Source organism: Candidatus Sphingomonas phytovorans (genome assembly GCA_029202385.1).
In the GTDB taxonomy this organism is placed as follows: Bacteria; Pseudomonadota; Alphaproteobacteria; order Sphingomonadales; family Sphingomonadaceae; genus Sphingomonas; species Sphingomonas phytovorans.
On record CP119314.1, the window covers coordinates 3,696,777 to 3,720,785 of the forward strand.

General features: G+C 67.8%; 26 protein-coding genes and 1 pseudogene. 3 read left to right on the plus strand and 24 right to left on the minus strand.

Going from position 1 to position 24,009, the window contains the following annotated elements:
* Window positions 1-22: 22 nt before the first annotated feature.
* From P0Y59_16950 to P0Y59_16985, 8 genes are all read right to left on the minus strand, one after another.
* A complete protein-coding gene (locus P0Y59_16950) occupies window positions 23-1,282 on the minus strand; it encodes a peptidoglycan DD-metalloendopeptidase family protein (protein WEJ98621.1) in 1,260 nt (419 codons plus the stop codon).
* Window positions 1,251-1,673 carry a 23S rRNA (pseudouridine(1915)-N(3))-methyltransferase RlmH gene (locus P0Y59_16955; protein ID WEJ98622.1) on the minus strand — a complete coding sequence of 141 codons (423 nt, stop codon included), beginning with the start codon at window positions 1,671-1,673 and terminating at the stop codon, window positions 1,251-1,253. The genes P0Y59_16950 and P0Y59_16955 overlap by 32 nt, the downstream gene beginning before the upstream one ends.
* Window positions 1,674-1,679: 6 nt before the next feature.
* Window positions 1,680-2,096, minus strand: coding sequence for a ribosome silencing factor (gene rsfS / locus P0Y59_16960; GenBank protein ID WEJ98623.1), 417 nt, complete (start codon window positions 2,094-2,096; stop codon window positions 1,680-1,682).
* A gap of 8 nt (window positions 2,097-2,104) precedes the next feature.
* On the minus strand, window positions 2,105-2,722 hold the full coding sequence (locus tag P0Y59_16965; protein ID WEJ98624.1) for a nicotinate-nucleotide adenylyltransferase: 618 nt from the start codon (window positions 2,720-2,722) through the stop codon (window positions 2,105-2,107).
* Window positions 2,719-3,009 carry a type II toxin-antitoxin system RelE/ParE family toxin gene (locus P0Y59_16970; protein ID WEJ98625.1) on the minus strand — a complete coding sequence of 97 codons (291 nt, stop codon included), beginning with the start codon at window positions 3,007-3,009 and terminating at the stop codon, window positions 2,719-2,721. Before P0Y59_16970 ends, P0Y59_16965 begins: the two co-directional genes overlap by 4 nt.
* The gene (locus tag P0Y59_16975) at window positions 3,006-3,260 is read right to left on the minus strand and encodes a ribbon-helix-helix protein, CopG family (GenBank protein WEJ98626.1); all 255 of its coding nucleotides are present in this window, start codon (window positions 3,258-3,260) and stop codon (window positions 3,006-3,008) included. Before P0Y59_16975 ends, P0Y59_16970 begins: the two co-directional genes overlap by 4 nt.
* 31 nt (window positions 3,261-3,291) lie before the next feature.
* Window positions 3,292-4,341 (minus strand): aldo/keto reductase, encoded by a 1,050-nt coding sequence (locus P0Y59_16980; GenBank protein WEJ98627.1) that lies wholly within the window; start codon window positions 4,339-4,341, stop codon window positions 3,292-3,294.
* Window positions 4,342-4,480: 139 nt separating this feature from the next.
* Window positions 4,481-5,746 (minus strand): glutamate-5-semialdehyde dehydrogenase, encoded by a 1,266-nt coding sequence (locus tag P0Y59_16985; protein WEJ98628.1) that lies wholly within the window; start codon window positions 5,744-5,746, stop codon window positions 4,481-4,483.
* A 79-nt stretch (window positions 5,747-5,825) separates the two neighbouring features.
* Here P0Y59_16985 and P0Y59_16990 point away from each other — a divergent pair, with 79 nt between their 5' ends.
* Window positions 5,826-6,902 carry a DUF3667 domain-containing protein gene (locus P0Y59_16990; protein ID WEJ98629.1) on the plus strand — a complete coding sequence of 359 codons (1,077 nt, stop codon included), beginning with the start codon at window positions 5,826-5,828 and terminating at the stop codon, window positions 6,900-6,902.
* Between the two features lie 25 nt (window positions 6,903-6,927).
* Here P0Y59_16990 and P0Y59_16995 read toward each other — a convergent pair whose 3' ends face one another.
* From P0Y59_16995 to P0Y59_17030, 8 genes and pseudogenes are all read right to left on the minus strand, one after another.
* Window positions 6,928-7,299 carry a hypothetical protein gene (locus P0Y59_16995; protein WEJ98630.1) on the minus strand — a complete coding sequence of 124 codons (372 nt, stop codon included), beginning with the start codon at window positions 7,297-7,299 and terminating at the stop codon, window positions 6,928-6,930.
* Between the two features lie 258 nt (window positions 7,300-7,557).
* Window positions 7,558-9,520, minus strand: a pseudogene (ftsH, locus tag P0Y59_17000) (ATP-dependent zinc metalloprotease FtsH).
* Window positions 9,521-9,598: 78 nt separating this feature from the next.
* Window positions 9,599-10,618: a tRNA lysidine(34) synthetase TilS gene (gene tilS / locus P0Y59_17005; protein WEJ98631.1), complete on the minus strand. Its 1,020-nt coding sequence runs from the start codon at window positions 10,616-10,618 to the stop codon at window positions 9,599-9,601.
* A 55-nt stretch (window positions 10,619-10,673) separates the two neighbouring features.
* Window positions 10,674-11,687, minus strand: a complete 1,014-nt coding sequence (locus tag P0Y59_17010; GenBank protein WEJ98632.1) for a hypothetical protein — start codon at window positions 11,685-11,687, stop codon at window positions 10,674-10,676.
* Window positions 11,688-11,748: 61 nt separating this feature from the next.
* Entirely contained in the window at window positions 11,749-12,705 is a 957-nt protein-coding gene (locus tag P0Y59_17015) for a DUF4115 domain-containing protein (GenBank protein ID WEJ98633.1), read from the minus strand.
* A 109-nt stretch (window positions 12,706-12,814) separates the two neighbouring features.
* A complete protein-coding gene (gene ptsP, locus P0Y59_17020; protein ID WEJ98634.1) occupies window positions 12,815-15,085 on the minus strand; it encodes a phosphoenolpyruvate--protein phosphotransferase in 2,271 nt (756 codons plus the stop codon).
* 199 nt (window positions 15,086-15,284) lie between these two features.
* The gene (gene ruvB / locus P0Y59_17025) at window positions 15,285-16,307 is read right to left on the minus strand and encodes a Holliday junction branch migration DNA helicase RuvB (protein ID WEJ98635.1); all 1,023 of its coding nucleotides are present in this window, start codon (window positions 16,305-16,307) and stop codon (window positions 15,285-15,287) included.
* 133 nt (window positions 16,308-16,440) lie between these two features.
* Window positions 16,441-17,106 (minus strand): RcnB family protein, encoded by a 666-nt coding sequence (locus tag P0Y59_17030; GenBank protein ID WEJ98636.1) that lies wholly within the window; start codon window positions 17,104-17,106, stop codon window positions 16,441-16,443.
* A gap of 244 nt (window positions 17,107-17,350) precedes the next feature.
* Here P0Y59_17030 and P0Y59_17035 point away from each other — a divergent pair, with 244 nt between their 5' ends.
* On the plus strand, window positions 17,351-18,253 hold the full coding sequence (locus P0Y59_17035; protein WEJ98637.1) for a 2-hydroxyacid dehydrogenase: 903 nt from the start codon (window positions 17,351-17,353) through the stop codon (window positions 18,251-18,253).
* A gap of 48 nt (window positions 18,254-18,301) precedes the next feature.
* Here the strand turns inward: P0Y59_17035 and P0Y59_17040 are convergent, their stop codons facing one another.
* The 6 genes from P0Y59_17040 to P0Y59_17065 form a co-directional block, all read right to left on the minus strand.
* Window positions 18,302-18,604 carry a hypothetical protein gene (locus P0Y59_17040; protein ID WEJ98638.1) on the minus strand — a complete coding sequence of 101 codons (303 nt, stop codon included), beginning with the start codon at window positions 18,602-18,604 and terminating at the stop codon, window positions 18,302-18,304.
* Window positions 18,601-19,194 carry a Holliday junction branch migration protein RuvA gene (gene ruvA, locus P0Y59_17045; GenBank protein WEJ98639.1) on the minus strand — a complete coding sequence of 198 codons (594 nt, stop codon included), beginning with the start codon at window positions 19,192-19,194 and terminating at the stop codon, window positions 18,601-18,603. The genes P0Y59_17040 and ruvA overlap by 4 nt, the downstream gene beginning before the upstream one ends.
* Before the next feature lie 139 nt (window positions 19,195-19,333).
* Complete coding sequence (gene ruvC / locus P0Y59_17050; protein ID WEJ98640.1) at window positions 19,334-19,825, minus strand: crossover junction endodeoxyribonuclease RuvC; 492 nt, start codon at window positions 19,823-19,825, stop codon at window positions 19,334-19,336.
* A gap of 130 nt (window positions 19,826-19,955) precedes the next feature.
* The gene (locus P0Y59_17055) at window positions 19,956-20,699 is read right to left on the minus strand and encodes a YebC/PmpR family DNA-binding transcriptional regulator (GenBank protein ID WEJ98641.1); all 744 of its coding nucleotides are present in this window, start codon (window positions 20,697-20,699) and stop codon (window positions 19,956-19,958) included.
* A gap of 86 nt (window positions 20,700-20,785) precedes the next feature.
* Window positions 20,786-21,025 carry a DUF2312 domain-containing protein gene (locus P0Y59_17060; GenBank protein ID WEJ98642.1) on the minus strand — a complete coding sequence of 80 codons (240 nt, stop codon included), beginning with the start codon at window positions 21,023-21,025 and terminating at the stop codon, window positions 20,786-20,788.
* A 261-nt stretch (window positions 21,026-21,286) separates the two neighbouring features.
* A complete protein-coding gene (locus P0Y59_17065) occupies window positions 21,287-21,583 on the minus strand; it encodes a DUF1244 domain-containing protein (protein WEJ98643.1) in 297 nt (98 codons plus the stop codon).
* Window positions 21,584-21,658: 75 nt separating this feature from the next.
* On the opposite strand from P0Y59_17065, the gene pyk reads away from it, so the two are divergent.
* Window positions 21,659-23,116, plus strand: a complete 1,458-nt coding sequence (gene pyk, locus P0Y59_17070; protein WEJ98644.1) for a pyruvate kinase — start codon at window positions 21,659-21,661, stop codon at window positions 23,114-23,116.
* On the opposite strand, the gene P0Y59_17075 is transcribed toward pyk, so the two are convergent.
* Together P0Y59_17075 and P0Y59_17080 are read right to left on the minus strand one after the other, a co-directional pair.
* Window positions 23,113-23,508: a type II toxin-antitoxin system VapC family toxin gene (locus P0Y59_17075; GenBank protein ID WEJ98645.1), complete on the minus strand. Its 396-nt coding sequence runs from the start codon at window positions 23,506-23,508 to the stop codon at window positions 23,113-23,115. The genes pyk and P0Y59_17075 overlap by 4 nt on opposite strands.
* Complete coding sequence (locus tag P0Y59_17080; protein ID WEJ98646.1) at window positions 23,505-23,789, minus strand: type II toxin-antitoxin system prevent-host-death family antitoxin; 285 nt, start codon at window positions 23,787-23,789, stop codon at window positions 23,505-23,507. The genes P0Y59_17075 and P0Y59_17080 overlap by 4 nt, the downstream gene beginning before the upstream one ends.
* Window positions 23,790-24,009 lie beyond the last annotated feature (220 nt).

A 24,009-nucleotide genomic window follows, 5' to 3' on the forward strand; every position in this document is an offset into this window, starting at 1 on the left:
GCTTCAGGGGAGCTGAAAAACATCATCCCAGCAGCGGCGTCATGTCGACCGGCCGGTCGCGGCGGCGCAGCTCGACGGTGATGCGGGGTTCATCGCCCGTCCCGGCGCGCCCGACGGGAGAGCCCTGCGCCACGACCTGCCCGACCTTCGCCGAGACGGCGCCGAGCCCGGCGATCAGCGAGGTCCAGCCACCACCATGATCGATGATGACGATCGTGCCATAGCCGCGGAACGGACCCGCATAAGCGATCCGCCCCGCCGCCGGTGCGATCACCGCCGCTTGCGCCACGCTGGCGATCGTCAGCCCGCGCGAGCGCACGCCGGCATCGGAAAGCTCGCCCAGCCCGGTCACCACCCGCCCGACAACGGGAAGCCTGTAGGGCGGCACGCCGGCCGACCAGGACAATGTTTCGACCGGCGACGGGACTTCGCCCGGGCGCGGCGGACGAGGCAGCGGGCCAGGCAGCGACTGGAGCTCCTCGCGCGTCGTCGCCTGGCTGCCGAGCCGGTCCATCAGGTCGACGATGTCGCGGGCGCGCTCGCCAAGCGCGATGGCACGATCCGATTCGAACAGCGCGTCGCGCCCGAGCGCGCGCGAGCGAAGCCGGTGCTCCGCTTCGAGCCGGGTCAGGGCGAGGCGCTGCTCCTCGAGCCGCATTCGGCTGTCGGCCAGGGTCCGGGTCGCCAGCGCCGCGCTCGCCTGGAGCTGGCGGGTACGGGCGAGATCGGCGCGGACATCGGCGGTACGCGCCCGAACCACCGGCAAGGTGCTGGCGAGAACGGCGCGGACATGGACGATATCACCGACCGACCCGGGCTGGACGATGCTGATCAGCGCTGGCCGCCGCGCGAGCGACTGGAGCGCCGCCATCAGCCGCGTGACCGGCCCCTGCCGGGCGGCGAGGCGCGCCCGCTGGGCAGCGAGCAGGCGGTTGATGATCGCGATCCGGGCCTGGCCCGCCGCGATATCGGCCTCGGCCTGCTGGATCCGCGCGGCGACCGCAGCCTCCTGCGCGCGCGCCTGGACTGCCTCGTTCCGCTCGCGCGCCGCTGCCTGTTCGAGCCGGGCCGATCGCGCGGCGGCGGCGGCTGACTGCGCCTTGGCCTCGATCAGGCGCTGGCGCTGCTCGTCGGCAGGCGATGCCGTGGTTGTCGCTGGCGCTGGCCCTGTCTGGGCCGACAAGGACACGCCGCCGATGCCGGCCAGGGCGGCGGCAGCGATCGATGCTGTCCAGGCGGCGCGCATGCGCTCACCCTTCGCGGTGATAGGGGTGGTTGGCAAGGATGCTCGTCGCCCGCCACAATTGCTCGGCAAGCATCGCGCGGGCGAGCAGATGCGGCCAGGTCGCGCGGCCAAAGGACAACAGGAGATCGGCGCCGGCCCGCTGGGCATCGTCGAATCCGTCGGCCGCGCCGATCAGGAAACGCGCCTCGCGAACGCCGCCGTCACGCCATTTCTCCAGCCTGTCGGCGAAGCTGCGCGAGGGCAGCACCTCGCCCGTCTCGTCAAGCATGACGATACGGGTGCCGGGCTCGACCGCCGGCATCCTGCCGCCGGTATCGGGCAGCTCGGTCAGCTTCACCGGCCAGGCGAGGCGCTTCACATAGCGATCGACCAGCTCGGCCTCGGGCCCGCGCCCGATCCGGCCGCGCGCGACGATATGGAGCAGCAACGCGGCTTACGCGTCGGGCGTCGGCGCTGCCGGAGACGAATCCGGGCCCGGGGGCGGCGCGTCGCCGAACGCCCACATCCGCTCGAGATTGTAGAAGCTGCGCACTTCCGGGCGGAACAGGTGGACGATCACGTCGCCCGCATCGATCAGCACCCAGTCGGCGGTGGGCAGGCCCTCGATCCGCGTGCTCCGGCCCAGCTCGCCCTTGATCTTCTCGGCGAGCTTCGATGCCATCGAGGCGACCTGGCGCGTCGAGCGGCCGCTCGCGATCACCATGTGATCGGCGATGCTGCTCTTGCCCGCCAGCGGGATGGAGATGGTGTCGACGGCCTGATCGTCGTCGAGCGACGCCAGGACGAGCTTGTGCAGCGCCTCCACCTCATCGGGTTCGGACGCACGATACGCAGGGGAAGATGAGGCCAAGACGATTCCTATGTTGAGGGTGTGGGTGGCACCGGCCGCGCATAACGGCGCTGCCAGGCGGGATCGGCCATACGAAGCCGGGTCGCGGAAGTCGGGTCGGGGCGGAAGCGCAACAGCACGAGTGCCGGCAATCTCCACTTCGTCCAGCTCTTTGCCTGGTCCACGGGCCGGATGAAGCGCCGCAACCAACCCATCGCGGGGGCCGCGTGGGCGACGCCATCATAGCCCGGACGGGCGACAACCGCAATCGGAACCTCGCGCGCTATGCCGCGCCAGTCGCGCCACTGGTCGAACTGGGCGAGATTGTCCGATCCCATCAGCCAGATGAAGCGCGTTTTCGGGTAGCGCCGGGTGAGCGCGCGGACCGTGTCGACGGTGTAGCGGGTGTGCAGGTCGAGCTCGATCGCGCTGGGCCGGATCGGGGCATGGCGGGCCATGCGCCGCGCCGAGGCGAAGCGGATCGCGAACGGCGCCATGTCGCCCGATTTCTCCTTGAGCGGGTTGCCCGGCGAGACCAGCCACCACACTTCGTCAAGCCCAAGCGCGCGGATCGCGGCGAGGCTGATCCCCCGGTGGCCGCTATGCGCCGGGTTGAACGAGCCGCCGAGGATGCCGATGCGGGTCATGGCAAGTCGCTCTGCCAATCCTGTGCGGCGTGCATGACGCGCACGATACGCAGGATCGTCCCTGTATCGCGATACAGCAGAATATAGGGCGTTCGTGCCACGCGCCATTTCCGCATGCCGTCGTCATCGATCATCGGACCAGCATGCGGGTGTTGTTGAAGCATTCGGCCCGCGGCAACTGCCTGAGCGAGCACGCGCTGCGCGAATTCCACGTTGCGCGGACGATAATAGTCGTCGATCGCCGCCATGTCGGACCGCGCGTCGCGCGACCACCGGAGTTGCCTCATGCGGCGTCAGCAGTCCTGCCGCGCGCCTGGACCCATTCCTCCATTTGCTCCTGGGTGAAATAGTCGCCGCGATCGATCGCGTCCTCTCCCTCCTTCAGGAAGGCGCGAAACTCGGTCTCTTCCTTGACATACCGCTTAACCGCCTTGGCGACGAGCCAGGCACGAGTCCGTTCCTGGCTCTCGGCCAGGGCGTCCAGGGATTGAAGCGTTTCTTCATCGAGGCGCGCGGTGATGACGGCGGTCTTGCTCATGTATCGAATGTATACACTCGACTACAGAGAATCAACCTTTACGTGATTCTGCCCGCGGCGGCTGCTTCAGCGCACCGTCGCGATAGCTGCTCTGCACGTCGAGCATCCAGCCGGGATATTCCGCCGGCAGTTTCGACACCGTATCGAGCGTCGCCAGCTCATCGGCGCTCAGCACTATCCTTGTCGCGGCGAGATTGTCGTCGAGCTGGTCCTGCCGCTTGGCGCCGACGATCACGCTGGTGACGTGCGGCTGGTGCAGCAGCCAGGCGATCGCGACCTGAGCGACCGATACGCCATGCGCCGTCGCGATCAGCTCGAGCGCGTCGAGCACCGCATCGCCGCGTGCCTGATCGACCGGCGGGAAGGCGCGGGTGGCGCGTCGCCCTTCGGCATCGCCGCTGCGATATTTGCCCGACAGATAGCCGCCGGCAAGCGGGCTCCACACCATCAGGCCAAGCCCTTCGGACGTCATCATCGGCACCAGCTCCCGTTCCAGGTCGCGGCCGGCGATGGTGTAATAGGATTGCACGCTCTGGAATTTCGCTGCGTTCAGCCGCTCGGAAATGCCCAGCGCCCTGGCGATCTGCCACGCAGCCCAGTTCGATACGCCGACATAGCGGACATGCCCCTGCCGCACGAGATCGTCGAGCGCCCGCACCGTCTCCTCGATCGGGGTTGCCGAATCGAACCCGTGGATCTGGTAGAGATCGATATGGTCGGTGCCGAGCCGGGCCAGGCTCGCCTTGACCTGGTCCATGATATGCCCGCGCGACGCGCCGCGGCTGTTGATGCCCTCCCCCATCGGGCCCAACACCTTGGTGGCGAGAATCACGTCCTCGCGGCGGAGGCCGAGATTTCGGATCGCCTGGCCGGTGATCTCCTCCGACAGGCCCTGCGAATAGACATTGGCGGTGTCGATGAAGTTGACGCCCGCATCGACCGAAGCCTCGAGCAATGCGTCGGCCCCGTCCTGCCTCACCTGGCCCATATAGGCGAAGAAGCCTTCGCCGCCGAAGGTCATGGTACCCAGGCACAGTTCCGAGACGAACAGGCCGGTGCGGCCGAGCGGATTGTAACGCATGCTGGGATTCCTTCGTCGATGCCACTCCCGTCGGCGCGGAGGATATGCGTATCGGCCCGAAGCGCGACAATGGGCTTGTTGGAATAAGCCCGATCTCTTCCCCGGCCCCGGCCCGGGAAGGAAGAAGGGACGAGCGGCCTTAAGGCCGAGTCTGCCCGGTCCCGCGCACGATCCATTTATACGTCGTCAGCCCTTCGAGCGCGACCGGGCCACGGGCATGCAGGCGGCCGGTGGCGATGCCGATCTCGGCGCCAAGGCCGAACTCGCCGCCATCGGCGAACTGGGTCGAGGCGTTCCACAACACGATCGCGCTGTCGACGCCGGCAAGGAAACGCTCCGCCACGCCCTCGTCCTCAGCCACGATCGCGTCGGTATGATGCGATCCGTGCGCCGCGATATGCGCCATCGCGCCATCGACCCCGTCGACCATCGCGACCGAGGCGATCGCCTCAAGATATTCGGTATCCCAGTCGGCCTCGTCGGCGGGCCGCGCGGAGGGCACGAGCGCGCGGATCGCGGCGTCGCCGCGCACCTCGCAGCCGGTGTCGCCGAGCGCCTTCACCAGATCGGCTATGTGGGGATAGCCGCGATCGACCAGCAGCGTCTCCATCGCGCCGCACACGCCGGTACGGCGCATCTTGGCGTTGACGGTGATCGCCTGCGCCATCGCCGGATCGGCCGAGGCATCGACATAGACATGGTTGATCCCGTCGAGATGCGCGAGCACCGGCACGCGCGCCTCTGCCTGGACACGCGCGACCAGGCTCTTGCCGCCGCGCGGCACGACCAGGTCGATCGCCCCCTCGGCGCCGAGCATCGCACCGACCGCCGCGCGATCGGTGGTCGGCACCAGTTGCGCCGAATCGCCCGGCACGCCTTCACGCTCGAGCCCGGCGACCATGGCCGCATGGATCGCGCGGTTGCTGCCGATCGCCTCCGATCCGCCGCGCAGGATCACTGCATTGCCCGACTTGATGCACAGGGCCGCGGCATCGGCCGTCACATTCGGGCGGCTTTCGTAGATGATGCCGATCACCCCGATCGGCACGCGCACCCGGCGCAGCACCATGCCGTTCGGCCGGCGGCTCTCGTCGATCAGCTGGCCCACCGGATCGCGCAGGCCGGCGACCGCCGCGACGCCCGCCGCCATCGATTCGATCCGCCCTGCATCGAGCCGAAGCCGGTCGAGCATCGCCGCCGACAGTCCCGCAGCCTCCGCCCGCGCCATATCCTCGGCGTTGGCGGCGGCAATCGCCGGGGCAGCTTCGCGAATCGCGTCAGCCGCTGCTTCGAGGGCGCGGCATTTCGCGGCGCTGGACAGGCCGCCCAGCACACGCGCGGCGGCGCGCGCGCGGCGGCCCATATCGGCGATCAGCGCCGTGGAATCGGTTTCGGCATCGGCCATGTCGGGCTCGCTACCACGACCGGCGACCCACGCCAAAGGGCTATCGCCTTTTGCTACGACAAGATGATATTCGCCCGCCATGAACGGGGGAATAGAAGCAGCCGGCGACATCGCCACGGGAGCGCTGATCGGGCGCGCGATCGAGCCCAGGGCTGGCGACAGCCATGCTGGAGCCGGGCATGGCGCCGGGGGCCTGTGCCTGAATTGCGGCACCGCGCTGATCGGCGATCATTGCCATGCCTGCGGCCAGGCCGCGCATGTCCATCGCTCGCTCGCAGCGATCGGACACGACCTGCTTCACGGCGTCTTCCATTTCGAGGGCAAGGTGTGGCGCACGCTGCCGATGCTCGTGCTTCATCCCGGCACGCTGACCCGGCGCTATATCGCCGGCGAGCGCGCGCGCTTCGTGTCGCCGCTTGCCCTGTTCCTGTTTTCCGTCTTCCTGATGTTCGCGTCGATCCACACCTTCGATGGCGACTTCGAAACCCCCATCAACCTGACGCCGGCCAATCGGCAGGAGCAGATCGCTCAGGTCGACGCCCGGCTGGCAAAGGCGAAGGTCAAACTGGAAAAGGCGCAGGCCAGACAGAAGCAAACCGATATTCCCGACGGCAGGCTGATCGCGGCCCAGGCGACGGTGGATTCCCTCACCCAGGTTCGGCGGGACATCGCCCTCGGCAAGGAGGACATCCCGGCCCTGTCCGTCAAATCGAATCTCGGCCTCGGACCAGCAATCGAACATGGGATCGAGAAGGCCAAGGCCAATCCGGGCCTGGCGCTCTACAAGCTCCAGTCGAGCGCCTATAAATATTCCTGGGCGCTGATCCCCATCTCGGTGCCGTTCGTCGCGTTGCTGTTCCTCTGGCGGCGCGGTTTCAAGCTCTACGACCACGCGATCTTCGTCACTTACTCCTTGTCCTTCATGACGCTGCTGGTCGTGGCGCTCACCCTCGCCTGGACGATCGGCGTGCCGACCAGTCTGATCTCGATGACCGCGATGCTCGCGCCGCCGGTGCACATGTTCGCGCAGTTGCGCGGCGCCTATTCGCTGCGCAAGCGATCCGCGCTGTGGCGGACGCTGGCGCTACTGGTCTTCGTGGTTTTCGCGTTGCTTGCCTTCACGATCATGCTGCTCGTCCTCGGCCTCATGAAGTGACCATTGCCCTCAGAGGCAGTCTACGTCACGGGCAGGGATAGCGCTTGTCCATGAAGCTGTAGAAGGCAGTCTTCACGCTCATCCCGCGCTTCGCCGCCGGAATCGTCTGGAAGGACGAGATCAGCGTGTTCGAATCGATCTTGGCCTGGCCCTTGGGCGGCGGGCAGCCACGCGGTTTAGCGCCGGTGGCCGCCGCCGAATCGATTTCCGCCCGGTAGGAATCGCCCGCCGCCTTCACCTCGCCGCGCAGCAGGCCGATATCGGGCGACATCATCGCGCCCATGCCCCTGGCCTTGAGCGCCGCCGCCTTGGCGAGGAATTCGTCCACCGTCATCGCCTGCGCAGCGCCAGGCAGAACCACCAGCGCCAGCGCGCCCAAAATTATCGATCGACGCATTCCCGTCCCCTCCACCCATACCCTGGCTGCCCGAGATTTCGTCCGGCCGGGTGAACCGAAAATGAACTGAAACAGGCCGCCCGGGCAATCCGCCGCTCACCGCCACGAGCCGTGCGGTTATGCGGTTGAAATCGGGACAGGGCCATCGGGCGAGCCCGGCACGCCAGCCTCGCCCAAGAAAAAGCCGGCGACCGCAGGATGCAGCCGCCGGCCCGAAACGATGGAATTCTTGCCTCGGGCGCCTTCCGGCGCCCTATCTTACGCGCCCTGCGGCGCCGGGGTGCCGAACGGGCCCTTGGGGCGCCGCGTGCGCGGGATGGAGGTGCCGCCGGCCGGGACCGGCGGACCCTTGGGACCGCTGTCGATCCGGCCGATTTCCTCGCCCGCGATCAGCTTCTTGATCTCGTCGCCCGACAGCGTCTCATATTCGAGCAGCGCGCCGGCCAGCAGATGAAGCTGGTCGAGATGAGTCGACAGCAGTTCCTTGGCACGGTTGAGGCCGCCTTCGACGATCGTCTTGATCTCGTCGTCGATCAGCTGCGCGGTCTGGTTCGACATGCGCACCGGACGGCTCGAGGAATAGCCAAGGAAGCTCTCGCCCTCGGGCTCGGCATATTCGAGCGGGCCGAGCTTGTCCGACATGCCCCAGCGCGTGACCATGTCGCGGGCCAGGCCGGTTGCATATTGGATGTCGCTCGACGCACCCGACGAAACCTTGTCATAGCCGAAGATCACTTCCTCGGCGACGCGCCCGCCCATCGAGACGGCGAGGTTCGCGTACATCTTGTCGCGGTGATAGCTGTAGCTGTCCCGCTCCGGCAGCCGCATGACCATGCCCAGCGCGCGGCCGCGCGGGATGATCGTCGCCTTGTGGATCGGGTCCGACGCGGGCTCGTGCAGCGCGACGATGGCGTGGCCAGCCTCGTGATAGGCGGTCATGCGCTTCTCGTCCTCGGTCATCACCATTGAGCGCCGCTCGGCGCCCATCATGACCTTGTCCTTGGCCTCCTCGAACTCGGCCATGGCGACGAGGCGCTTGCCCTTGCGTGCCGCAGTCAGCGCCGCCTCGTTGACGAGGTTGGCGAGATCGGCGCCCGAGAAGCCCGGCGTGCCGCGCGCGATGGTCCGCGCGTCGACGTCCGGCGCCAGCGGCACCTTCTTCATATGGACCTGGAGGATCTTCACCCGGCCCTCGATATCGGGGCGCGGCACCACGACCTGGCGGTCGAAGCGGCCCGGCCGCAGCAGCGCGGGGTCGAGCACGTCGGGACGGTTGGTCGCGGCGATGATGATGATGCCTTCGTTCGCCTCGAAGCCGTCCATCTCGACCAGAAGCTGGTTCAGCGTCTGCTCGCGCTCGTCATTGCCATTGCCCAGGCCGGCGCCGCGATGGCGGCCGACCGCGTCGATCTCGTCGATGAAGACGATGCACGGCGCGCTCTTCTTCGCCTGTTCGAACATGTCGCGCACGCGGCTGGCGCCGACGCCCACGAACATCTCGACGAAGTCGGAGCCCGAGATGGTGAAGAAGGGCACGCCCGCCTCACCCGCGATGGCGCGGGCGAGCAAGGTCTTGCCGGTGCCGGGCGAGCCGACCAGCAGCGCGCCCTTGCGGGATCTTGCCGCCGAGACGGGCGAACTTGGTCGGGTCCGTCAGGAACTCGACGATCTCCTGAAGCTCCTCGCGCGCCTCGTCGATGCCGGCGACGTCGTCGAAGGTCACCTTGCCCTCGCGCTGGGTCAGCATCTTCGCGCGGCTCTTGCCGAAGCCCATCGCGCCCGAACCGGAATTCTTCTGCATCTGGCGCAGGACGAAGAAGGCGATGCCGAGGAACAGCAGGAAGGGCAGCGACTGGACCAGCAGATACTGCCAGATCGGCGGGCCTTCCTCGGGCTTGGCCGTGATCGTCACGTTCTTTTCGCGCAGGCGATCGGTCAGGCGCGGATCGGACGGCGCATAGGTGCGGAACTTGGTCGTGTCCTTCAGCGTGCCGGTAATCACCTCGCCCGCGACGTTAACGTCCTGCACCGTGCCGGCCTCGACCTTGTCGAGGAACGCCGAATAGGGGATCGTGCTGCTGGCGGCCGGCTGGGTGCGGCCGTCGATCAGCGTCACGAACAGCGCCAGCGCGACGAGGATGCCGACCCAGATCAACAGGCTCTTCATCCAGGGATTGCCGCCCCCGTTATCCGGGCTCTGCTGCTTCTCATTGTCGTTCATGGGTGTCCGGTACCTTTCAGGGTACAAGATAAGCGGTGCGAGGTTAATGGCAATGGAACAACGCAATGCTTTCGTTGATCAGTGTGATCGGCGCGGCGGGGCTTCACGAAAATGCCACAGATCGCCTTTTGGCGAGGCCATCACGCCCGCCTGCGTGCCGGCTTTCCCGGAATCGAGCGCGTCGAGCAGCGATTCGATGTTGGTCGCGCGGGACCAGTTGCCCCTCTTCCCGCCCTTCATCTCCAGAACATGCTCGATCGCCATCCGGGCGAGATAACGGCGGACGGCGCGGGGCAGGCCCGATACGTCGAGCGTCGCCTCGAACTCGTCCGAAGGCAGCGCCCGCTCCTGCCAGAGCCACTGGCTGATCGCGACCAGATCGGCATCGACGTCCGCCAGCCATGTGGCCGAACGCCCGATCTGGACTGGATCGATCCAGGGCGCCCCGGCCAGCAGCCGGCGGAACCGGGTCCGGTCGAAACGATCATCGTCATTGCTGGGATCGTCGACGAACGGCAGCCCGGCCGCCGCCGCCAGCGCGACCAGATCGTTGTGACGCCAGCCGAGCAGCGGCCTGAGCAGCAGCACGCGCGCGCGCGGCCCATGGGTCGGCACCTCCATCTCCTGCCGCGCCCGCACCGCCGCCAGTCCGGAAAGACCCGCCCCCCGTGCCGCGCGCATCAGGAAGGTTTCGGCCTGGTCGTCGGCATGGTGCGCGGTGGCCAGCGCCAGCGCCCCCGAATCGACTGCCCAGCGCCGCAGCAGGGCATAGCGCTCCTGCCGTGCCCAGGACTGGATATTGTCGCCAGCCTCGGGAGGAGCGGGGATGCGCAGGGTTTCGTGGGGGATAGCCGCGCCAGCGCAATAGCCAGCCACCATCGCCGCCTCGTCCGCCGACTCAGCCCGCAAACCGTGGTCGACCGTCGCGGCGATGGCCTGTCCGGGGAAGGCGGCGGCAGCCAGCGCCAGCAACGCCATGCTGTCGGGCCCGCCGGAAACCGCCAGCGCGATCCGCTCGTTCGATGCCGGGGCACGCCCCAGCACCGCCTCGAAATCCTGCCGGAATCGTTCGACCGAAGCAGTGTCCGGCGCGCTCACGCGCACCGGGCCTAGCGTGATCCCGGCCGGCGCCGGGGCGACACGCCGGCGCGGGTCACTTGCACTTCGCCTCGGTACGGCCGCGGGCGATGTCGGCCTTCATCGTCGCGCCGATCTTCGCGTCATAGACGTCGCTCAGCTCGCCATAGACCTTGCAGGCATCGGCCGGCTTGCCGAGCTTCATCAGCGCCTGCGCCAGATAATAAAGGCTGTCCGGCGCGCGCTCGCCATCGGGCATCTTCTTGTAATTGTCGTAGAAGGCGATCGAGGCGAGCGAGGGCTTGCCCTCGTCGAGATAGGAGCGGCCGAGCAGGTTCTGCGCATAGCTGGCGCGCTTGTGCTTGGGATAGGTGGTGACGACCTTCTTAAGCTGAGTCTCCGCCTCGGGGTAGAATTGCCCCTGCCACAGGCGATAGCCGTAGAGATAGGCGTCCTCGGCCGGATCGTCGGTCACCGGCTTCTCGATCGCCGCGATCTTCTCTGCACGGGCCGGGTCCTTGGGTGCCGTGGCGGGCGCCGTCCCCGGCTTGGTGGCCGGGGGCGTGACGGGCGGCTTGGCACCGGGCGCAGGCTTGGGCGTCGATGGCGTGGTGGTACCGCCGGCGGCCGGCAGGGTGGTCGGGGCAGTGCCGAACGGCGCGCTCGCGCCCGAGGTCGAGGAAGCATTGTCCTCGAGCACCCGCAGCCGCGCGTCGATCGTGCGCTTATAGGTGTTGAACGCGTCCTCGACCTGCTGGATCCTGTGCTGGTTCGTCTCGATCTGGCCGGTCATCGTGGTCATCTGCGCCTCGAGCGCGTTCACCCGCGCGTCGAGATCGGCGACCGGGCTGTCAGCCGGGCTGCCGGGAATGACCTGGCTTGGCGCCGCCGGGTTGATCTCGGGCTGGACATACTGGTCCCGCCCGCCCGGAAAGACCTTGCGCTGCACCGCGCGCATCTCGCTCTCGAGCCGGCCGACCCGGCCCTCGATCGCCGCCTGGGCGTGCACGATTCCCGGCGTCAGGCCGAAGCCCGCCACCAGCATCGCGCCCGTCACCATCGTTTTCGCCATCATCAGAAACTTGCGCATAGACACCCCCCGGTGCGTTGGATTGCCGGGTATAGCTGACACCATCATCCTGTCGCCAGCCTTAAGGAACAGTGGTCGGGGCAGGCGCCGGCGCGAAGGCCGGCGGCGGAGGCGGTGCGTCGGTCGGCGCGGCAGCCGGCGTCGCTTCGGGCGTGCTCCGGGCGCGCGGCGTCCGCGGCGCCGTCCGGGTCGCGGGCGACGTCGTCGCCGCGGCAGCGCCCGGCGTCGCCGACGGCGTCGGCAGCGGCGTGCCGTTGGCGCGGGCCTGGAGCGCCGCGGCGCCGATCGGCACGTCCTTGATCGCGACCTTGCCGTCGCCGAGCGGCGCCACCTGCGACCCGTTGAGCAGCACCTGGAGCTTGTCGGGCCGGCCGATATTGATCATCGGATTGTTGGCGTCGGCCGGCACGTCATAGCGGTCGCCCGCTTTCAGCGTGTTCTCGTAGAGCGTCTTGCCGCTCGCGTCGTAGATCCGCATCCACACTTCGTCGGTGGCGGCCAGCGTCACCTGCCCGGCCGTGGCCGGGGTCGGCGCCGCGACGGGCGCGGCCTGACTCTGGTCCACCGCCTCGGTCGGTGCCGGCGCCGGTGCCTCCTCGCCACGGAACCAGTTGGTGCCGTACCACAGGCCAACCCCGATCAGCAGCAGCACCGCGAGCACGCCGGTGACCAGCGCGATGCCGCCGGTCGGCACGCGCGACGATTCGGTCACCTCATAGGCTTCATATTCGGTGCGCCGGACCGTCTGGTCGTTCTGGCCACGCACGTCGCGCGCGATCGCGACCTCATCGGCACCGACCGCCCGGGCATAGGCCTTGGCGAAACCGACCGAATAGGTGATCGACGGCAGCGCCGCGAAATTGCTCGTTTCCACCGCTTCGAGCTGGCGGATCGGGATACGGGTGCGTGCCGCGATCTCGGCGAGCGACAGGCCCTGTGCCTCTCGCGCCTCGCGCAGGCGTTCGCCCGCGGTCTTGGGGAACAGAGTCGCTTCTTCGCCGGGATCGGTGTCAGTCATGCTCTTCTCCGGCGAGGCAGGTTGCGCCCTATATATGATCCTGCGCCGCCGCGTGTCTCACAAAGCGCTCGGCGCCTGTCAACGTCTCGTCGCGCCACCCGTCACGCTATCATGCCAGTTCGACGCCGCTTTTCGCGGCCCAGGCAGTCAGCGCCCCGCGCATGTCGCGCGGCGGCCTGCTGAGCAGCATGTCCATATGGGCGACCAGGGCGGCCCGATCGAGCGAGCGCACCATCGCCTTGATCGGCCCGACCGCCGCCGGGGTGATCGACAGCCGGTCGATGCCGAGCCCGATCAGCGCCATCGCCTCGAGCGGACGCCCGCCCATCTCGCCGCACACCGCGAGCTGCACGTTCGCCGCGCGCGTCGGCCCGACCAGGCGGCGCAGGAAGCGCAGGATCGCCGGGCTCAGCCAGTCGTACCGCTCGGCCAGCCGGGGATTCGCCCGGTCGGCGGCGAACAGGAACTGAGTCAGGTCGTTGGTGCCGACCGACAGGAAATCCACATTGGGCAGCAGCAGGTCGAGCTGCTCGGCCAGCGCCGGCACCTCGAGCATCGCGCCATAGCGAATCTCGGCCGGCAGCTTGCGCCCGCGCGCGCCCATCCAGTCGCGCTGCGCCTCGAACAGGGCGCGTGCCTCGTCGAACTCCCAGGGTTCGGAGACCATCGGGAACATCACGTTGAGCGTCCGCCCCGACGCCGCTTCGAGCAACGCGCGCGCCTGCACCTTCATCAGCCCCCCGCGATCGAGCGCAAGCCGCAGCGCGCGCCACCCCATCGCCGGATTCTCCTCGTCGGCATCTTCCTTGTTGAGATAGGGCAGCGCCTTGTCACCGCCGATATCGACGGTGCGGAAGATGACCGGGCGGTCGCCCGCCGCATCGAGCACGTCCCGGTACAGCCGCTGCTGCCGCTCGCGCGCCGGCAGGGTCGCCGAGACGAGGAACTGGAATTCGGTTCGGAACAGCCCGATCCCGTCGGCGCCGGTCAGGTCGAGCGCCGCCACATCGTCGCGCAGGCCGGCATTGACCATCACCATCACCCGGTGATCGTCCCTGGTGACGGGCGCCTCGGTCTTCAGCGCGGCAAAGGCGGCGCGGCGCTTCTGACGAAGCTGGAGCTTGGTCTCGAACGCCTCCTCCATCGCGGCGGAGGGGCGCGCGAAGACATTGCCCTCGGTCACGTCGAGCAGCAGCAGGTCGCCCTCGCCGATCAGCCGGCGCACGCTCTTCACCCGGCCGAGCACCGGCACGCCCATCGCCCGGGCGACGATCGTGACGTGCGCGGTGAGCGAGCCCTCTTCCAGGACCACGCCCTTCAGCCGCCGGCGATCATATTCGAGCAGTTCGGCCGGCCCGAGGTTGCGCGCGATCAGGATGGTGTCCTGCCTGAGGCCCATCTGCGCCGCGGTGCCCATCTGGCCCGAGACGATCCGGAGCAGCCGGTTGGACAGGTCCTCCAGGTCGTGCATCCGGTCGGCGAGCAGCGGATCGTCGATCTGGCGCATGCGCATGCGGGTGCGCTGCTGCACGCGCTCGATCGCCGCCTCGGCGGTCAGGCCGGAATCGATCGCCTCGTTGATCCGGCGGCTCCAGCCCTCGTCATAGGCGAACATCTTGTAGGTCTCGAGGACCTCCTCATGCTCGCCGCCGACGCCGAATTCGGCCTGGGCCGAGATTCGCTCGATCTGCTCGCGCATCTTGTCGAACGCGGCATAGACCCGGTGGCGCTCCGCCTCGACATCCTCGGCCACGGTATGCTCGATGGTGATGCGCGGCTGGTGATAGACGGCATAGCCCGACGCCATGCCATCGACCAGCTTCAGCCCCGGCACGCGAATCGCCGCGGTCGATTGCGGCCGCGCCGCGGCCGCCCCGCCCGCATCGGCCAGGTCGGCATTGGCGATCAGCTCGCTCAATACCATGGCCACGGTCTGCAGGGCCTCGATCTCGACATCGTCATATTTATGGGGATCGGCATGCTGAACGCACAAGACGCCCACCGCACGTTCGCGTCGGATGATCGGAACGCCGGCGAAGCTGTGGAATTTTTCCTCCCCGGTTTCGGGCTTGTAGGCGAAATCCGGATGAGCCGCCGCCTCGTCGAGGTTGAGCGTCTCCACCTCCTGCGCGATCGTGCCGACCAGCCCCTCGCCGAGTGCGAGCTTGGTGACGTGCACCGCCTCCTGCGCCAGCCCGCGCGTGGCGTAGAGTTCGAGCACCCCGTCGCGCAGCAGGTAGATCGAGCAGACCTCGCTCGACATCGCCTCGCCGACGATCTGCACCACCGAATTGAGCTTCGCCTGCGCCGCGGTGCGCGACGCCATCACATCGTGGAGGCGGACAAGGATCTCACGAGCGGAAGCGGCGGCGCTGGGCATGCTTCGGCGCTATCAGATTGTGAGGGGCTGGGCCACAATGCTGCGCAACAAGAAACACCGATCCGGAAAGAAGCCCATCCCGGGCGGATCGGCATTCATGACCGGCCCGTCGGTGGCGCAATGTGATTCGCGCGGAGGCGCCGAGGACGCGGAGAAGGTCCAGTTAGCCATCGCGCCAATGAGGTGAATGTTGATCCAGCTAGTCGAACAATCCGTCCTGGCTGTCAGCCGGCGGGTTGAGCCCGAGATGCTTCCAGCCGCCGGCATTGAGCATCCGGCCCCGCGCGGTGCGCGCGATCAGCCCGAGCTGGATGAGATAGGGCTCGATCACTTCCTCGACCGTGTCGCGCGGCTCGCTGAGGCCCGCCGCAAGGGTTTCGACGCCGACCGGGCCACCGCGATAGACGTCGGCGATCATCATCAGATAGCGCCGGTCCATCGCGTCGAGCCCGAGCTTATCGACCTCGAGCCGGTTGAGCGCCCCGTCCGCCGCGACTGCATCGACCGTCGCGCGGCCGGCGACATTGGCGAAATCACGCACCCGCCGGAGCAGGCGTCCCGCGATACGCGGCGTGCCGCGCGAGCGCCGCGCGATCTCGTGCGCGCCGTCCGGCGAAACATGCAGGTCGAGCAGCGTGGCCGCCCGGGTCACCACTTTCTCCAGCTCGTCCACGGTGTAGAAATGGAGCCTGACGGGAATGCCGAACCGGTCGCGCAGCGGCGTGGTCAGCAGCCCCTGCCGCGTCGTCGCGCCGACCAGCGTGAAGCGCGGCAGATCGATCCGCACCGAGCGCGCCGAGGGACCCTCGCCGATCATCAGGTCGAGCGCGCGGTCCTCCATCGCTGGATAGAGCACTTCCTCGACGGCGGGTGCGAGCCGGTGGATCTCGTCGATGAAGAGGACGTCGCCATCCTCCAGATTGGTCAGCAGCGCGGCGAGATCGCCCGATTTGGCGATGACCGGGCCGGACGTGGCGCGGAAGCCCACGCCCATTTCGCGCGCGATGATCTGCGCCAGCGTGGTCTTGCCGAGACCGGGCGGGCCGAAGAACAGGACATGGTCGAGCGCGTCGCCGCGCGATCTGGCGGCCGCGATGAAGACGCGCAGATTCTCCCGCGCGGCCTTCTGCCCGACAAAATCGTCGAGCGTCTTCGGGCGCAGCGCCGCATCGATATCCTCGGGCTTGCGCGCGGGCGTCAGGAGGCGGTCGCTGTCGGTCACGATACCGGCGATAGCCCGCCGATGCCGAACCGGGCAAGGCGCGACTTGTCGCCCGGGGGTGGCGCCCGCAGGACCGGATCGTCAGGCCGGGCCGGCATTCCCGGAGGAACACGCGGCCCGGCCATCGGACAAGTCAGTAGAAGGCGCCGTAGATCACGTCCACAACGCGCCCGCTACGCTGCTGGACCAGCAGCAGATCGGGCCCGTAGCGCACCCAGCGATATCCCGGCGGCGGGGCACCGACGCCGAGCCTGTCCCAGGAATTGTAATAATAGGCAGTCGACAGGAAGATCGCCGGCAGCAGCGCCCCGATCGACCAGCGGCGATAGCCATAACCGCGCGGATAGCGGAATGACGGCCCATGGACGGGACGGAAATTCGGCGGCCTGCCGGCGCCCGGCCGGTGCTGGCCCGGTCCGCCAAAGCCCGGACGCGGCGGTTGCGGCCGTGGCGGCCTCCCATGGTCGCCACCCGGACGGGGCGGCTGGATCTGCGGACCGCCGGGACGCGGAGGCCGTACCTCGGGCCTGCCGGGCCTGGGCGGCTGGACTTCCGGCCTGCCCGGGCGCGGAGGCTGGATCTGCGGCCCGCCCGGCCGGGGCGGCTGGACCTGAGGACCACCTGGACGGGGCGGCTGGACCTGCGGTCCGCCAGGGCGTGAGGGCCTGACGCCCGGCGCGTTCTGGTTCGGGCGGTCCTGCCCGGGCCGGTCGCGTCCGGGCGGCGCCGCCTGTTGCGCCAATGCGAGATCGGGCAGGATCAGCAAGAGGCTGGTCGTGACCAAGAGAAGCCGTTTCATTCGTCTCTCCCCAACATCATGGACTCGGGTTCGAACGATTTCAGCGCGACGCAACCTCCGGGCGTCAATGGATAAACCCCGCGGACACGGGAAAACCGAGCGACAGGCCGCTCGCCGGAACCCGCGGCGAGCCTAGGCCCGCCCGGATCGCCCGACAAGTAGGTTCTCCGTCATCTGCCCGGGCGCCTTCCCGGCACGCCCGCAAGCTCTGGGCGGCGTCGCGCGCGCATCCTATAGGAAGACGATGAGCGACCTTCCCGACCTGTATCTTCCGGCCGCGATGGCCGGCCCGCTGATGGACGAACTGGCCAGGCGTTTCAGCATTCATCGCGACGACCCGCCCCCCACGACCCGCGCGATCGTCGGCGGGGGCTCGGTGAAGGTCGACCAAGCCCTGCTCGACAGGCTGCCCGCGCTTGAGATCATCTCGGTCAACGGCGTCGGCCATGAACGGATCGACCTGGACGCGATGCGCGCACGCGGCGTTCGCGTCACGACGACGCTCGACATCCTGACTGACGATGTCGCCGATCTCGCGATCGGGCTGATGCTGGCGGTCGACCGTCGCATTGCCTTCAGCGACCGGGTGATCCGCGACGGGGGATGGACCGTGCCACTGGGCCGCAGGTCGAGCGGGCGGCGGATCGGCATCTTCGGCTTCGGCACGATCGGCCTGGCCATCGCGCGGCGCGCGGCGGTGTTCGCGCGCGAGGTCCTCTATACCGCCCGGCACGAGCGGCCCGATTCCGGCTATCGCTTCGTCCCCGATATCGGCGCGCTGGCCGAGGCCTGCGATACGCTGATCCTGATCGCCCCCGGCGGCGATGCGACCCGCAACATCGTCGACGCGTCGGTGCTGGCGAAGCTCGGCAAGGACGGCGTGCTGATCAACGTCGCGCGCGGCAGCCTGGTCGACGAACCGGCGCTGATCGCCGCGTTGGCCGACGGCGTCATCGCCGGCGCCGGCCTCGACGTCTTCGCGGACGAACCCCATGTTCCGGAAGCGCTCAGGGGCATGGATCAGGTCGTGCTGGTACCGCACCAGGGCAGTGCCACGGTCGAAAGCCGCACCGAGATGGCGGCATTGGTGGTGGCCAATCTCGACGCGCATTTCGCCGGCAAGCCGTTGCTGACGCCGATCGTCTGAACCGAAGCATCGTCCTCTCCCCCGGTCGAACGGAGAGGGGTTCGGGCACTATTCGTCATGGACCTCGTAATGGGTGACGTGCGGCTCAAGCTCGATCAGGAAATCCCGGTCGAAATCATAATATTTGGCGACCTCATGGTCATCGCCGGCGAATCCCTTGATCGCGTCCAGATCGGGCCAGAAGCTCAGCATCTGGAAATGCACGACGTCACCCTCGACACGGTGAAGGCACCAGGCGCCGAGATTTCCAGGTGTCGATCGATAGTCCGGAAGCGCCACTTCGCGCATCCGCGCGAGATAGGCTTCCGCCCTGTCAGCCGGAACGGCCCCGTGCCACAGCCTGGCGATCAAGCGCGCGACGCCTTTCTGAGCGCGAGGCGCACCAACGCATCGAGGCTGGCGCCGGCACCCAGTTCCTCCTCCGCCGCAGCCACCGCCGCGCTCGCCTCGGCCGGACGAAACCCCAGGTTGAGCAATGCCGAGACCGCATCAGCGCCCGCGCCGGTCACCGCGACCGGCGTCGCGCCACCGATCGCGACCGCGCCGATCTTGTCCTTCAGCTCGCGCACGATCCGTTCCGCCAGCTTGGGGCCCACGCCATTGGCGCGCGCGACCATCGCCTTGTCCTGCGCCGCGATCGCGCGGCTCAGGTCGGACGGGTCGAGCGCCGAAAGGATCGCCAGGGCGACACGCGCGCCGACGCCCTGAACCCCGGTGAGCAGCCGGAACCAGTCACGCTCGCCAGAGGTGGCGAAACCGACCAGGCGAATGAAATCCTCGCCCACCAGCATTTCAGTGTGGAGCATCGCGGCCTCGCCCACCGGGCCGATCGCCGCCAGCGTCTTCGACGATGCGCCGACAAGATACCCGACGCCACCGACATCGATCACGGCATTGTCGATGCCGAGGGAGTCGAGGCGGCCTTTGAGATGGGCGATCATTGGGTGATGTAGCTCTATCCGTCATGCCGGGCTTGTTCCGGCATCCACCGGGCAGCAAGTGCCGTGCGTCGTTCGTATGCGGCACGATGGACCACGGAACAAGCCTGTCTCGAGCGTGTCGAGAGGCCCGGGGTGACGGTCAGGCGAGCGGCACCCTTCGCGCGCTCGCCACATGATGCGCGTGGCAGATCGCCACCGCCAACGCGTCGGCCGCGTCCGCGCCGTCGACCTTCACCCCGGGCAGCAGCCGCGCGACCATCGCATGGACCTGCGCCTTTTCGGCGGCGCCGGTGCCGACCACCGCCTTCTTGACCAGCCGCGCCGCATATTCGCCGACCTCGATCCCGGTCCGTGCGACGGCGCACAGCACCACGCCCCGCGCCTGGCCGAGCTTCAGGGTCGATTGCGGGTTGGCGTTGACGAACACTTCCTCGACGGCGGCGGCATCAGGCGCGTGATCGACGATCAGCGCCCCCAGCATCGCATCGAGATGCGCGAGCCGGCGCGGCAGGGTCGCGGCACTGTCGGTCTTCAACCGGCCATTGGCGAGGTGCGACAGCCGGTTGCCCTCGGCACGGATCAGGCCCCAGCCGGTCGTGCCGAGCCCGGGGTCAAGGCCGAGAATAATCACTTCCGTTCCCCCTCCCGCTTGCGGGAGGGGGTTGGGGGGTGGGCGCCCGGCCACCGCAAGCGATCCGGTTGAGGAAAGCGCGAGCCCACCCCTCGGTCCCCTCCCGCAAGCGGGAGGGGAGGAAGGAAAGTCACCCTAGTTTCTCCAGCACGGCGTCGGGCACGTCGTAATTGCCCCACACCTGCTGCACGTCGTCATCGTCGTCGAGGACATCGATCAGCTTGAACAGCAGCCCGGCATCGTCCTCGCCGACCTCGACCATCGTCTGCGGCTTCCAGGCGAGCTTGGCGCCCTCCGGCTCGCCGAGCACCGGGGTCAGCGCCTTGACCACCTCGTGCAGCGCCTCGTTCGAGGTCCAGATCTCATGGCCGTCATCGCCCGAGTCGACATCCTCGGCCCCGGCCTCGAGCGCCGCCTCGAACACCTTGTCGGCGTCGCCCGCGCTGGCCGGATAGGAGATGAGGCCCATCCGGTCGAATCCGTGGCTCACCGATCCGCTCGCGCCGAGATTGCCGCCATTCTTGGAAACGGCGGTGCGCACATTGGTCGCGGTGCGGTTGCGGTTGTCTGTCAGCGCCTCGATGATCAGCGAGACGCCGCCGGGGCCGAAGCCCTCATAGCGGACCTCTTCGTAATTCTCCCCGTCGCCCCGCTCGGCCTTGTCGATCGCGCGCTGGATATTGTCCTTGGGCATCGACTGCGCCTTGGCGGCGTTGACCGCCGCACGCAGGCGCGGATTCATGTCCGGATCGGGCGTGCCCATCTTCGCCGCGACGGTGATTTCGCGGCTGAGCTTGGAGAAGGCGGCGGACCGTTTCTTGTCCTGCGCGCCCTTGCGGTACATGATGTTCTTGTATTTGGAATGGCCTGCCATGGGTCTCTCGATGTGCCCTGATGTCGTTGGACCGCGTTAGAAGATAATGGGGCGGTTCGACAAGCTGGGCCGGCCGAACCCATCCCTCAGTCCAGTCCGAGCGCCGTCTTGTAGGTTTCGAGCAGCATCTCCGCCTCGTCGCGGTGGTGCTTCTCCATCTTGCGCAGCTTCACGATCGTCCGGATCGTCTTCACGTCGAAGCCGTTCGATTTGGTCTCGGCATAGACGTCCTTGATATCGTCAGCGATGCCCTTCTTCTCTTCCTCGAGCCGCTCGATCCGCTCGATGAAGAGGCGAAGCTGGTCGGCGGCGATCACGTCGGACATGGGAACTCCTTGATTGAATGTCGGCCATCTGCGCCGAGCGATTGACTGTCGGCCGTTCGTGCCGAGCGGGGTCGAATCAGGTCGGGGACCCGTATCGAAGCCCCGTAACGAAACGTCGCAACGAAACGTCGTTCCCTGCGGGGCCTGTCCTCGATACGCCATGTCGACAAGCTCAACGGCTACGCAGGACGAACGGTTTGGAGGAGCCGCATAGCCGCCGATCGGCCACCCGTCACCCCCCAAGCTCACGCATTCCCGGGCTCAGCCATTCTTCGCGACGCTCTCGGCCATCCGGGCAAGCTGTTCGGGTGTCGCCTCGCCCTGATGCGCCGCCTTCCACCACGCATAGGGCATGCCATAGATCGCCTCCCGCGCCCCCTCCCGGTCGAGCGCGCCGTCCGACGCCTCCTGCACCCAGTCCGACAGGCAGTTGCGGCAGAATCCCGCCAGCCCCATCAGGTCGACATTCTGCGCATCGGTCCTGTGGCGCAGGTGAAGGACGAGCCGCCGGAACGCCGCTGCCGCCACCGCATCGTCGATCGCATTCAAATCCGCCATTTCGCACGCTCCAAGGTTGATCGGGCGGAGATAGGAGTTAGAGCCTTCCCGGTACAAGCCGAGGAAAACGCTGTCATGACGAAGGCCATCAGTCCCCGATCGCGCAAGGTGCGCGTGCTCGCGACATTGGGCCCCGCTAGCAACAGCGCCGAGATGATCGGCAAGCTGTTCGAGGCGGGCGCCGACGCCTTCCGCGTCAATATGAGCCATGGCGACCAGGCGTCGAAGGTCGCGGTGATCGAGGCGATCCGCAGCCTCGAGAAGAAATATGGCCGGCCGACGACGATCCTCGCCGATCTCCAGGGCCCCAAGCTGCGCGTCGGCAAGTTCGAAGGCGGCCGGACCGAGCTGGTCACCGGATCGACCTTCGTCCTCGACCGCGACAAGACGCCCGGCGACGCGACTCGCGTCGAGCTGCCCCACCGCGAGATTTTCGAGGCGATCGAGGTCGGCGCGCGGCTGCTGCTGGACGACGGCAAGCTGGTGCTGCGCGTCGAGAGCCATGAGGCGAAGAAGATCGTCACCACCGTGGTGGTCGGCGGCACGCTGTCCAACAACAAGGGGCTGAACGTCCCCGACGTGGTCCTGCCGATGGCGGCGCTGACCGAGAAGGATCGCAGCGACCTCGCCTTCGCGATCGACCAGGGCGTCGACTGGATCGCGCTGAGCTTCGTCCAGCGGCCCGAGGATCTCGCCGAGGCGCGCAAGCTGATCCAGGGCAAGGCAGCGCTGATGGCCAAGATCGAGAAGCCGTCGGCGATCGAACGGCTCGAGGAGATTGTCGAGCAGTGCGACGGCGTGATGGTCGCGCGCGGCGATCTCGGCGTCGAGCTGCCGCCCGAATCGGTGCCGCCTTTGCAAAAGCGCATCGTCGAGACCGCGCGCCGGCTGGGCCGCCCGGTGGTCGTCGCGACCCAGATGCTCGAATCGATGATCACCGCGCCGACCCCGACCCGCGCCGAAGTCTCTGACGTGGCGACCGCGGTCTATGACGGTGCCGACGCGATCATGCTGTCGGCCGAAAGCGCGGCAGGTGCCTGGCCGATCGAATCGGTCGCGATGATGAATTCGATCGGCGAGGCGGTCGAGCGCGACCCGATGCACGGCGACCGGATTCATTTCACCGTCACCCGACCCGACCCGACCACCGCCGACGCGCTGGCCGAATCGGCGAAGAACATCGCCGCGACCGTCACGGCGGCGGCGATCATCTGCTTCACGTCGTCGGGCTCGACCGCGCGCCGCGTCGCGCGCGAGCGGCCTTCGGTGCCGCTGCTGGTGCTGACCCCCAAGATCGAGACCGCCCGTCGGCTCGGCCTGCTGTGGGGCACGCACGCAGTGCACACGCGCGACGTCGAATCGTTCGAGGACATGGTCGCCAAGGCAAAGCGCATGGCCCTGCGCCACAATATCGCCAAGGCTGGCGATCGCGTGATCATCATCGCCGGCGTGCCCTTCCGCACCCCCGGTTCGACCAACGTGCTGCACGTGGTGCGGGTGACCGGCGACGAGCTGAAGGGCTATGGGAGCTAGGGCGTGATCGCCAGCGGGTGCCCGACCAGCAGGCGGTCGCGGGTCAGGAGCCTTGCGCCGAGTTGCCCGGCATGGACCAGCAGCATCTCGTCGAACGGATCCTTGTGCGGAATCGGAGGGTCGAGCGGCCCAGCACAGTCTTCGCCGGTCAGCGGTACCATTTCGATGCCGTTCTGCATCACATAACCCACTGCGGCTTCAGGACTTGCCATCCCTCTCGGATGGCCGTTCCGATCGAGGATGTTCCATTTCAACCTGATCTCCCAGATCACGACCGGCGAGACCAACAAGGCGACATCGCTCCGCCCCAGCAACTCAAGCTCCGCAAGACTCAACCGTCCGCGATCTTGCATCATCCACAGCAGAAAATGCGTATCGAGCAGCAGCTTCACGTGCGCGTCGGATCCCAATCGTCGCCGATGCCCAATACCTCCCGACTGAAGGCGGGATCATTGAACGACTCCATCCATTCATCATCGAGAGTCACTTGCTCGATGCCCAGCTCCTTGCGGACTTGCTCAGCACGCTCCCAATCGAACCCCTTCTTCACTGGCGGCGCCACCAGTTCGGCGACGGGCTTGCCGTTCTTGGTGATGGTTACCCGTTCCCCGCGCTCGACCGCGGCGAGCGCGGCGGCGAACTGGGCTCGAGCCTCGCGAACCGACATTTCCATGACCGCCTCCAAATATGTACACGGTGTACACAAATATGCCGTTACTGACAAGCGCCCCGATTCAACGCCGGCGCGGATCATGAGAGCGTGGCGCGGTCCACAAACCGGACCGCTCTTTGACATGACTGGACAATGTTGGACGATGTCGGCGCGATTCCGGGCGCCGCCCACGCGGAAAACCAGCGCTGTTTTCGACCCGTTTCCTCGCCTTTTTTCCGCT